The organism is Tardiphaga sp., from assembly GCF_025356345.1.
GTDB lineage: Bacteria > Pseudomonadota > Alphaproteobacteria > Rhizobiales > Xanthobacteraceae > Tardiphaga.
In genome coordinates this window covers 1-10,745 of the sequence record NZ_JANXTC010000062.1, presented here as the reverse complement: position 1 = coordinate 10,745, position 10,745 = coordinate 1, and the positions used below count along the sequence as shown (strand labels likewise).

Below are 10,745 nucleotides of genomic sequence, written 5' to 3'. Positions count from 1 at the left end.
CCCAAGTGTATTTTCTTGTTTTATTCGTCGTCAGGCGAGCGTTCTTCGTTGATCGCGCGACTGAGTGGCGAGAGTGTTTTGGAAACGGACAGGCGTCAAGCACCCGAAGCATCTATTGCGGAACGCCAATAATTTTGGTGGTGATCCAACGTGACGCCCGCGTCTCGGAGCGCGCGTCATTCCCGCAATCGTCGACGTCCATCTTGCTGCGGTCGCTCGTCGAGCGCGGATATATGGAATACTTGCCCGAACGACGCGGTTTGCTGCCGTCCCCGCGCGTCGCCCTCCTGGGAACGTGGCTGCACAAGGGACCGCTGCGGAACCGCAGTGTGATCCAAATGCTCGAGGAGATTTCTCGGAAAACAGGTGACATCGTCATCATTGCTGCGCGTGACGGAATATTCTCGCAATATATACGCGCGCGCAATCCATCCCTCGCGAGGATGAACCAGATGGCCTTCGACAAGTCGATCTGATCATGTCAATAAAGCGGCTTAGTCATCCATGCGAGATGGCGAAAAGAACGCGCGTACAGGGAGAACGAAACGATGAAGCCCGCCTATGCCGCCCGGCACACGCCTTACACGCTTTCCCCCGAAGATACCCTGAACGATCTACGAATGTCGGAGAATGTCCGGCCGCTCTACGATCACGTCCGCCGGTTCATCACAACAATTGTCGAGCCTATGTCGGTGGAGTTCTACCGCGCCGGCGAAAAAAAGACCGATCGCTGGTCCTTTACCCCGGAGCAACTTGATATTCTGGGTGAAGCGAAGAACAAGGCCAAGGAAGTCGGCCTCTGGAACTTCTTCCTGCCTGATTCCGAGACCGGCGAAGGCCTCAAGAACCTCGATTACGCCTATATCGCCAGTGAGCTCGGTAAAAACCCGCTCGCGTCGGAGAGCATGAATTGTTCTGCGCCGGACACCGGCAACATGGAAGTGATCGAACGCGTTGGCACGCCGGCCCAGAAGGAAAAATGGCTGAAGCCGCTATTGGCCGGCGAAATCCGATCCGCCTACGCGATGACCGAGCCCAATGTCGCGTCTTCCGACGCCAAGAACGTGTCGACGCGCGCTGAACTCGTCGGCGACGAGTGGGTCATCAACGGCGAGAAATACTACATTTCAGGTCTCGGCGATCCGCGCTGCAAGATCATGATTGTCATGGTCAGAACAAGTCCCGACGCCGCGCCCAGCAAGCAGCAGTCGCAAATTCTCGTACCGACAGATACGCCCGGTGTCGAAGTGCTCGGGCCGATGAATGTGTTCGGGCACGATCACGCGCCTCGCGGTCACATGCATATGCGTTTCAACAACGTCCGTGTTCCGAAAGAGAATATACTGCTCGGCGAAGGACGCGGCTTCGAGATCTCGCAGCTACGTCTCGGACCTGGTCGCATCCACCATTGCATGCGGACCATCGGAAAGGCCGAGAAGGCACTCGACATGATGGTCGCGCGAGGCCTGACGCGTGAGGCGTTCGGCAAGAAGATCGCGCATCTCGGTGGCAATCTCCAGATCATCGCCCAGGCGCGCTGCGAGATTGAGGCGATGCGACTCATGGTGCTGAAAGCAGCCAAGGCCATGGACGTGCTCGGCAACAAGGAGGCCAGGATCTGGGTGAGCATGGTCAAGGCCATGGTGCCTGAGCGGGCCTGCAAGATCATCGATCAGGCGATCCAGATGCACGGCGCGACCGGAATCTCGCAATGGACGCCGCTGGCTGAGATGTACACCGACGTGCGCCATCTGAGGTTTGCCGATGGCCCCGATGAGGTGCACTGGATGGTGGTTGGGCGGCACGAATTGACGCTGTAGCGCGTATTCGCAAGAGCGGTTGCGCTTCCGTCAATCGTCGCGCAACCGCTTCGTGTTGAACCTCGGACCATGGCAGCGGTTCTATTTTCAAAGACGCACCATAGCCCGGGCGCCCCGGCTGGCTCACCATGTCAATATCGTGCACAAGGAGGCACCGTATTCAGCTGTCTTTTCTCTGTGCTGGCAGATTAAATTTCTGGTCTCGCGGCTGCCGCTCTTGCCGCTATTGCCCGGGCAGCTACAGATGTTGCTGACGATCACGGCGCGGCCGCTTGCTGCAAAAGGATGATGGCGATGGCTCGAAAAAGACAGACGACCGCCACGTTAAGCAGTCGCACCGAACGGCTGGCGCAAGGCAAGGCCCAGCGCCGCAAGACGCCCCGCGAAGCCCATGCGGAGCTGAAGGGTCCGCTGACCCGCAGCGCGGTGGCAATCCTCGCTGAGAGCGATGGCGATCGGGTGCCTGAACTCGTGCCCGAGCGCTACAAGCGGATGTCGCTCAGCCCGTTTGCGTTCCTGCGCGGCGCCGCGGCCGTCATGGCGACCGATCTCGCCCGTCAACCGATGGCGGGCATCGCCGTGCAGGCCGGCGGCGACAGCCACCTGATGAATTTCGGCGCCTTCGTCACCCCCGAAAACAACATCCTGTTCGACGTCAACGATTTCGACGAGACGCTGGCCGGGGTCGATTTCACGGTCGACCTCAAGCGCCTCGCCGCCAGCGTGGCGGTGGCAGCGCTCGGCAGTGACATGTCGCGCAAGCAGGCGCGCTTGATCGCCGCCCGCGCGGTCAAGGCCTATCGCGGACACATGGCCGTGATGTCGAAGATGTCGCCGCTCGATGTCTGGCACAGCCGGATCGATCTGGAAGAACAGATCGGTGTCATCGGCCATGGCGGATTGCGCCGCAAGCTGGCCTCGATCATCGCCAAGGCGCGGGACGAGGGCTTGGCGCGCGACGATAATTTTCCGCACCTCGCCGCCGGCGCGGATCCCCGGATTGTCGACAAGCCGCCGACGATCTTTCACCTCGACGCCGCGGCCGATGCCCGCCACAGCATCGACATCGCCCGAATGTTCACCGACTATTACAAGGATCTGTTGCCGGACCGCCAGCGGCTACTCGATCGCTTCGTCCTGAAGGACTCGGCCTTCAAGGCGGTGGGGGTCGGCTCCGTCGGAACATTCTGCTGCGTATCGCTGTTCATCACCGGCGACGGCGAGCCGTTATTCCTGCAAATCAAGCAAGCGCAACCTTCGATCCTGGAGCGGCTGGACAAGCAGGTCCGTTACAAGGGCAACCAGGGGCGCCGGGTTGTGGAGGGCCAGCGCATGATGCAGGCGGCTACCGACATCTTCCTCGGCTATGCGCGCGACGCCGCCTCCGGCCGCGACTTCTACATTCGTACGCTGAAGAACCGCCGGCTGGGCGGCATCAGCGAGATCAGTGAAGGCGAGGCGCTGTCGGACTATGCCGAATTGTGCGGCCGTACCCTGGCGCGCGCCCATGCGCGATCCGGCGATCCCGCCATCATCACCGGCTACATGGGCAAGACCGGAGTGATCGACGAAGCGATCGCGTCCTTTGCGATCGCCTATGCCGAACAGACCATGCTTGACCATGCCGCGTTGGTCACAGCGAGGGGCGACCAGGCGCCGGCGAAAAAGCCACCTGGCAAGATCGCCCGCAAGCCGGCAGGAAAGTTTGTGGCGCGAAAACCTCCGGCGAACCGGTGACGGTCCATCAGATCCAAGTCGCCTGAGCCGACGCACGGATAGACCGGAACGGTGGCTCGTGATTCTGTAGTGCTGGACAGCAACGGCATAAATGATGGAATTTTCGACGAACTGACAAGCGGCCTTCTCGGCGGTCTGGAGGCAAAATTGCTTCCGGAGTTGTTGTCGAGGGCGCTGGCCCAGACCAGTCTGGGACCGTTGCAGGGCCTGCTCGACAAGCTACGGCAATCCGGACTCTTTCCTCAGATTGCCTCATGGCTTGGCAATACTCCCAATCAGCCAATGACGGCTAAGCAACTGGAGAAAGCAGTCGGTGGCGGCGTTGTCGAGAAGATCTCGACGACACTCAACATGCCGCCCGATCAAGTGTTCAGCGTCCTCGCGAAACATTTGCCGGCTGTCATCGAAGCACTGAGCCCGCACGGCACACTGAAGCCGGTCTGACGGCCCCCCATGTCAACGAGAAATGGAATAGTTGTCGCGGATCATTCAGAGTTAGGTTGGACCTGCGCATCAGCAGATCGCTGAAGCCGTCTTGAGTGAACTGTCTGTTCCTCCGGCGAGACCGCGTCGGATGGAGCCTACCGGGCGACTGGAGAGGCGGTCTCGCCGCAGACGGCGCGTCATGACCCGGACGTCGTGACGAGGGCCAGACGGCGCCTAGCGTTTTAATTGCTTCAATTTTCCGACGAAGTTCTCGATCAGATGCTGCCAATGATACATCTCTTTATCGATGGCAAGAGGCGTTGCGCGGCAGGGATGCTGGGAGATGACGGCTTTGGCGCCGCGCGCGTCGAGATCGGCGATGATAGCGTTGCTGTCGAACGCTTTGTCGGCGATGAGCGCGTCGAAGGCCAATCCGTCGATGAGCGCCGGCACGCCGACGGTGTCGAAGCGCTGTCCAGGCAGAAGCACAAAGCGCACGAGATTGCCGAGTGCATCGGTGAGAGCCAGGATTTTAGTGCTCATGCCGCCGTTCGAACGGCCGATTGCTTGATTTTGCGTTCCCCTTTTGCGCCCTGACCGTGGCGGTAGACCTTGACGATGGTGGCATCGATGTACTCCATGTCGGGGTCGCCGGAGACAGCGTCGAACAACTGCTTCCAGATATCTGCCTTCACCCAGTCGCGGAAGCGCGTGAACACGCTGTTCCAGCGACCGAACGAGGGCGGCAGATCCCGCCAAGGGCTGCCCGTTCGAGCGATCCACAGCACGATCTCGATAAAAAGCCGGTTGTTCTTGCCGCTGCGACCGGGATCGTTCGGCTTGCCGATACAAAGCGGCTCCATCCTCGTCCATTGGGCGTCAGTCAAAACGAATCGGTCCATTCAAAGCTTGAATCACAACCAACACCGGGTGGGAATCCTGAACCCCAACAGACCCTAGCGCATGATTCAATAAGGCCAGACCGGTCGACCAGGCCGGACCGCATCAGCGATCCGCACACTGGCGCCAGTCGGAAGCCTTGCACGCGGCCGGCCATCCACCACCCAGCGCCATGAACAAGGCCGCGGTGTCCGTCAGTCTGCTGCCCTCGGATTGCACGCGTGTAACGGCGGCGATCAAATAGGTTTGCTGCGCGTTCAGGACAGCCAGCTGGTTGACCTGTCCAAGATTGACCTGTTGCTGCACGATATCAAGGCTGGCTTTCGCCGTCTCCTCGGCACGCCGCGCCGCCTTGACGGCGCGGGCATCGGATTGCAAGGCCCGCAACGCATCGGCCACATTCTGGAATGCCGTGATCACCGTCGCCCGATATTGCGCTTCGGCCTGATCGAGCGCGGCTTCCGCGGATTTCTGTTTGTTGTAGAGCGTGAAGCCATCGAAAACAGGCGCCGTGGCGCTGGCCACCAGCGTGTAGAATCCCACGCCCGGCGTAAAACTTTCCGCTAGCCTGTAGGCGCTCGAGCCACCATTGGCCGACAGCGTGATGTTGGGAAGCCTTGCCGCGATCGCCACGCCGACCAGCGCGCTGGCCGAATGCATATTGGCTTCCGCCGCCCGGACGTCGGGACGCTGCTCCACCAGTTTGCCCGGCAGGCTGACCGGCAGATTGGCTGGCAGCCGGAAACTGGCAAGATCGAAGCTCTGCGGAACTTCGTTGGATGGGAGTTGACCGGCAAGGGCTGTCAGCAGATTACGTTGCTGAGCCAATTGCTTTTCCAAAGGAGGCAGCAACTGCTCGGCCTGCGCAAGCGCGGCATCCTGCGCCAGGACATCGACCTGCGCGGCCTGCCCGAAGTTGAACTGACGTTTCAGAATCGCCAGCAGGTTTCGCTCGATCGCCACGATGCTCTGTACCGCCGCGATCTGGCCACGCAACGAGGCCTCCTGAATGGCTGTGGTCACCACATTGGTGGTGAGTGCCAGATAGGCCGCCTCGAGCTGAAACAATTGCTGCTCGGTGACGGCGTCGAGGCTCTCCACGGCGCGCAGATTCGCCCCCCATATATCCGGCGCGAAACTGACCGTCAGCTGGTTCGTGTAGAGGCCATATTTGAGCTGCGACGCGGGGTCCGACGACAGATTGTTTGAGAATAATTGGCTCGACGGCGCCGAATTGGCTGTCAGCTGCGGAAATGAAATTCCGCGCTGGGCCTGCGCGTTGAACTGGGCGACCCTGATCGCGGCTTCGGCGCCCTGCAAAGTCGGGTTGTGATCGACCGACAACCGGATGAGGTCGTCGAGCCGACGGGACTTGAACGCCGACCACCAGCGCGCGGAAACAGCAGCGCCTGTAACAAAATGTTGCGCGGCAACGCGGGGCCCGCCGGGGCCGGGATTTGGCGAGACCAGCTTTTCCGGAGTGTAGCCGCTGACGTCGGGCGCCGGCGCCGGTCTGAAATCCGGCCCAACCGCGCAGCCCGACACGGCGGCGGCCATCAGCGACGCCAGCATCGCGTGCCTGCTAGTCCGCCAACAGGCCATGGATGGCAGGGCTGGTTTCCGTGATCGCGCCAAGGCTGTCGCCGCCCGCCTTGAATCAACGCCGCGCATCAGGTGTCCCATCATGCTTCGCCCGCCCCGTCAGCGGCCGGCGAGGCGTTGCGATCAACGGCAACCGGCGCTTCAGCCGCGAGAAATATCTTTCGCAACGCGGGGGCGACAACGAGCAACAACAGAGGCCCGATGAACATGCCTCCCACGACGACCGTTGCGAGCGGTCGCTGCACCTGACTGCCAATGCCATGCGAGATCGCCGCGGGGAAAAGCCCCACCCCCGCCGAGAGCGCGGTCATCAGCATCGGCCGCATCCGCTGCTCAGCGCCGCGAAACACGGCTTCGCCGACATTCATGCCGGCCGCGGTCAGCTCCCTGAAATAAGTGATGTTGAGAATGCCATCCATGACCGCGACCCCGAACAGCGAGATGAAGCCAATGGCGGCGGATACGCTGAAGTCGAGGCCCGCCAGATAAAGCGCGATCAATCCACCACCTATGGCGAATGGAATGCCGGCGACCGCCAGCAGGCTGTCGCGCAACGAATTGAACAGGCCATAGAGCAGAACAAGAATCAGGAGCAAGGTGATCGGGACAACGACCAGCAGCCGGCTCTTGGCGTTCTGCAGGTCCTCGAACTCGCCAGCCCAGAGGATCTGGTATCCATTTGGAAGCACGACATTGGTCCTGACCCGCTCCTGGGCGTCGGTGACCGTGCCACCGAGATCACGGCCGCGCACGCTGAACTTGATGGGAATATAGCGCTGGCTGCGCTCGCGATAGATAAAGGACGCGCCGGTATCGAGGGTGATACTCGCCAGCTCGCTCAACGGGATGTAGGCATTGATGCCGCTCGGCGTTTGATAGGCGACCTTGACGGTCCGGACCGCGTCGATGCTGTCACGGAATTTCGGATCCAGCCGCACGGCGAGCCCGAACTGGCGATCGCCTTCGAGAATGGTCGTGACCGTGGTGCCGCCCAGCGCCGCCTGAACCACGGTATTGATATCACCGGTATTGAGGCCATAGCGGGCGGCCTTTTCGCGGTCGATCCGGATATTGAGATTGGGCTGGCCAAGCAGCCGGAAGATGCCGAGGTCGGCAACACCTTGCACCCTGGCCATTTCAGCCATCACCTTGACCGCCAGCGACTCCAGCACCTGCAGGTTGGGTCCGACGATTTTGACCGAATTGGCCCCCTTCACCCCCGACAGCGCCTCCTCGACATTGTCCTGGATATATTGCGAGAAATTGAAGCCGACCCCCGGCAATTCCTCAGCAAGCTCCTGCTGCAACTGCTCGGTGAGCTTTTCCTTGCTGAGGCCGGCCGGCCATTGGTCGAACGGCTTGAGCGGCGCGAACAATTCAACATTGGAGAATGGTGACGCATCGCTGCCATTGTCCGGACGGCCGTGCTGCGACACCACGGTCAGAACCTCCGGGTGCCGGAGCATGATCGCCCGCATCTTGCCGGTTGCCTCCGTCCCGGCATCCAGCGAAATCGTCGGCGGTAGCGACGCCCGGATCCAGAAATTGCCTTCCTCGAGAGCGGGGAGAAATTCACTTCCGAGACGCGACGCCGCCAGCACGCTGATCGCCATGAAAACAAGGCCGACAATGACCGCGAGCCTGACGTTGCTCAGCGCCCAGCGCAGCACCGGCGTATAGCCGGCACGCAGGGCCCGCACGATGACCGTCTCGGTCTCCTCGATATGCTTCGGCAGCAGCAGCGAGGCGAGCACCGGGGTCACCGTGAAGGTGGCGAGCAACGCGCCCGCCAATGCATAACCATAGGTCCGCGCCATCGGGCCGAAGATCTGCCCCTCGACGCCCTGCATGGTGAACAATGGCACGAACGCGGTCACCGTGATGGCCGCGGTGAAGAACACCGCCTTGTCGACTTGAACCGCGCTGACAAAAATCAGCCGCAGTCGCTCCGACCATTTGGGACTGACCGTATTGGGACCGGTGGTCGAGGTCGGATCAGCGCCCCAATAGCCTTCGGCGAGGCGCTTCAGAACGCCCTGCCGATGCGCCGGCGATGATTGAAAATTCTGGAAGATGTTTTCCATCATGATCACGGCGGAATCGACAATGATGCCGAAATCGACCGCGCCAAGCGAGAGAAGATTGGCGTCCTCGCCCTGCAGAACCAGGATGATGATGGCAAAGAACAGCGCGAACGGAATATTGGCGCTGACGATAATGGCGCTGCGCAGGTCGCCGAGGAATATCCACTGGATTAGGAAAACGAGAAGACAGCCGAATATCAGATTATGCAGAACGGTATGGGTGGTGACGCCGACCAGCGAGCTTCGATCGTAATACGGAACGATCTTCACACCCGGCGGCAGGCTGCCGTCGGCATTCATCTTCTGAACTTCGGTCTCGATCAAGGGGATGATGTCGTTGGTGTGCTGGGTACGCCCCATCACCACGATCGCGGTGGCGACGTCATCCTCCCTGTCCCGCCCCCCGATGCCGAGCCGCGGCACGAATCCGACCGTCACCTTGGCGACGTTCTTGATCTGCACCGGCAGCCCGCCGGATTGGGTCAGAACCACGTTCTCGATATCCGCGACCTTGTAACCCTTGGTGACGTCGTCGGTACCGCCGCTGTCGACCAGACCGATGCCGCGAATATTCACCGACTGCTGGCCAATAGTGATCTCGCGGCCGCCGACATTGATGTTGGAATTTCCCAGCGCGGCGATCAGCTGCGGGACGGTGATATTATAAGCCTCGAGTTTTTGCGTATCCGCTTCGACGACGAACTGCTTGGTGGTCCCTCCCCACGCATTGACCTGAACAACGCCGGGAATCGTCAACAGCCTTCGCGTCACCACATAATCCTGCAGCGTCCGCAGGTTGGTGAGACCGAAATGCGGCGGACCGACCAGTTGATAACGATAGATTTCACCGACCAGGCTGGACTGCTGGATCGTCGGCACCAGATTGCCTGGCAGATTGACGTTCTGCTGCAGGCTGATCGACGCCTGTGTCAGCGCGAAATAATAATCGACCCCGTATTTGAAGGTGACACGGACAAAGGACAGGCCGTAGAACGAGGTCGAACGGATATTGGCGACGCCGGGCGTCGGATAGAGGCCTACCTCCATCGGCACCGTATAGTACTTCTCCATCTCCTCGGCGGACAATCCGGCGGCCTGCGCGGTGATCTCCAGGATCACCGGGGCGGGATTGGGATAGGCCTCGATATTGAGCTTCGCGAAAGCGACCAGCCCCGCGGCGCAGAACACAAAAAGACCCAGCACGACGATGGCACTGCGCGTCAGACCGAACTCAAGAACGGATTTTATCACGAAACCCCCGCGGACGTCTGACCCCACCCAAGGTGAAGCTCAGCCCTCAGCCCCAGTAACGAGCTTGTTGCTCAGGAATATCGCGCCGTCGGTCACCACACGCGCATTCGGTTCAAGGCCTTCGAGAATCTGACTCCAGCCGTCCTGCTGCAACCCGACCCTGACGGTACGCCGTTCAAACCGACGGCGATCGGTGGTCACCCAGACGGTCATCGTGCCGTCGCCCTCCCTGACCAGACCATCCGCCGGCATCGCCAGCGACCGCACCGGCGGTCCGACCTGAATCAGGAAATTCGCAAACATGCCCGGCCGCAACAGATGCTCCGGATCGTCGATTTCGGAGCGTACCAGTTGCCGATGGCTGATCGCATCGATCATCGCGCCGACGGTCGTCACCCGCCCCTTGAAAATTCGATCCGGATAGGCGGGCACCCGGACCTCGACGGGCTGGCCGAGCCGGTAGGACGGCGCGTCGGTCTCAATGACATTCGCGATCATCCACATGGTCGAGATGTCGGCGACCGTGTAGGGCGCCGGCACCGAGCCCGGCTGGCTCAGCAAGCCCGGTGCCGCGTTGCGCGAGATCACAATCCCGGAAACCGGGTTGGTCACGACAAGCGTTGAATCGACCATCCGTTGCAGTAGAATCTGCTCGATGTCCCGGTCCGACTTGCCGAAGATTCGAACGGCGTTCTGCGCCGCCTTGAAATTACCCTCGGCGGTCTGCTGATCGGAGGTGGCCTGATCCAGATCCTTCTGGGCACTGCCCCCAGCCCTGACGAGTTGTGTGGCGCGGGCGAGCGTCCGCTTTTGCAGTTCGAGCACCCCGGCGCTCGCCAGCAGCGCCGACTCGGCCTGGAGAAGGTCCGGACTATCGATGGCGAATAGTACCTCACCGAACTTGACCTCGTCTCCGATATTGTAG

The 10,745-nt window shown here is 61.1% G+C and carries 6 protein-coding genes and 2 pseudogenes; 4 read left to right on the top strand and 4 right to left on the bottom strand.

What is annotated here, in order from left to right:
- The 4 genes and pseudogenes from Q0S16_RS03600 to Q0S16_RS03585 form a co-directional block, all read left to right on the top strand.
- Window positions 1–476: pseudogene (locus Q0S16_RS03600) on the top strand (hypothetical protein); the annotation flags it as partial.
- A gap of 72 nt (window positions 477–548) precedes the next feature.
- Entirely contained in the window at window positions 549–1,820 is a 1,272-nt protein-coding gene (locus Q0S16_RS03595; RefSeq protein WP_295845156.1) for an acyl-CoA dehydrogenase family protein, read from the top strand.
- Window positions 1,821–2,114: 294 nt separating this feature from the next.
- Window positions 2,115–3,557, top strand: coding sequence for a DUF2252 domain-containing protein (locus Q0S16_RS03590; protein ID WP_295845155.1), 1,443 nt, complete (start codon window positions 2,115–2,117; stop codon window positions 3,555–3,557).
- Window positions 3,558–3,626: 69 nt separating this feature from the next.
- Window positions 3,627–4,001, top strand: coding sequence for a YidB family protein (locus Q0S16_RS03585; protein ID WP_295845153.1), 375 nt, complete (start codon window positions 3,627–3,629; stop codon window positions 3,999–4,001).
- A 219-nt stretch (window positions 4,002–4,220) separates the two neighbouring features.
- Here Q0S16_RS03585 and Q0S16_RS03580 read toward each other — a convergent pair.
- From Q0S16_RS03580 to Q0S16_RS03565, 4 genes and pseudogenes are all read right to left on the bottom strand, one after another.
- Window positions 4,221–4,885 (bottom strand): annotated as a pseudogene (locus Q0S16_RS03580) (IS5 family transposase); the annotation flags it as partial.
- 103 nt (window positions 4,886–4,988) lie between these two features.
- Window positions 4,989–6,455 carry an efflux transporter outer membrane subunit gene (locus tag Q0S16_RS03575; RefSeq protein ID WP_295845150.1) on the bottom strand — a complete coding sequence of 489 codons (1,467 nt, stop codon included), beginning with the start codon at window positions 6,453–6,455 and terminating at the stop codon, window positions 4,989–4,991.
- A 110-nt stretch (window positions 6,456–6,565) separates the two neighbouring features.
- A complete protein-coding gene (locus Q0S16_RS03570) occupies window positions 6,566–9,820 on the bottom strand; it encodes a CusA/CzcA family heavy metal efflux RND transporter (RefSeq protein WP_295845147.1) in 3,255 nt (1,084 codons plus the stop codon).
- Window positions 9,821–9,859: 39 nt separating this feature from the next.
- Window positions 9,860–10,745: efflux RND transporter periplasmic adaptor subunit (locus Q0S16_RS03565; protein ID WP_295845145.1), on the bottom strand; the 886-nt coding region annotated here is incomplete at its 5' end.

What these genes read in the sequence shown, in the direction of transcription:
- Q0S16_RS03595 (WP_295845156.1), top strand. Translation starts at nt 549, where the DNA reads ATGAAGCCCGCCTATGCCGCCCGGCACACGCCTTACACGCTTTCCCCC.
- Q0S16_RS03590 (WP_295845155.1), top strand. Translation starts at nt 2,115, where the DNA reads ATGGCTCGAAAAAGACAGACGACCGCCACGTTAAGCAGTCGCACCGAA.
- Q0S16_RS03575 (WP_295845150.1), bottom strand. Translation starts at nt 6,455, where the DNA reads ATGCTGGCGTCGCTGATGGCCGCCGCCGTGTCGGGCTGCGCGGTTGGG.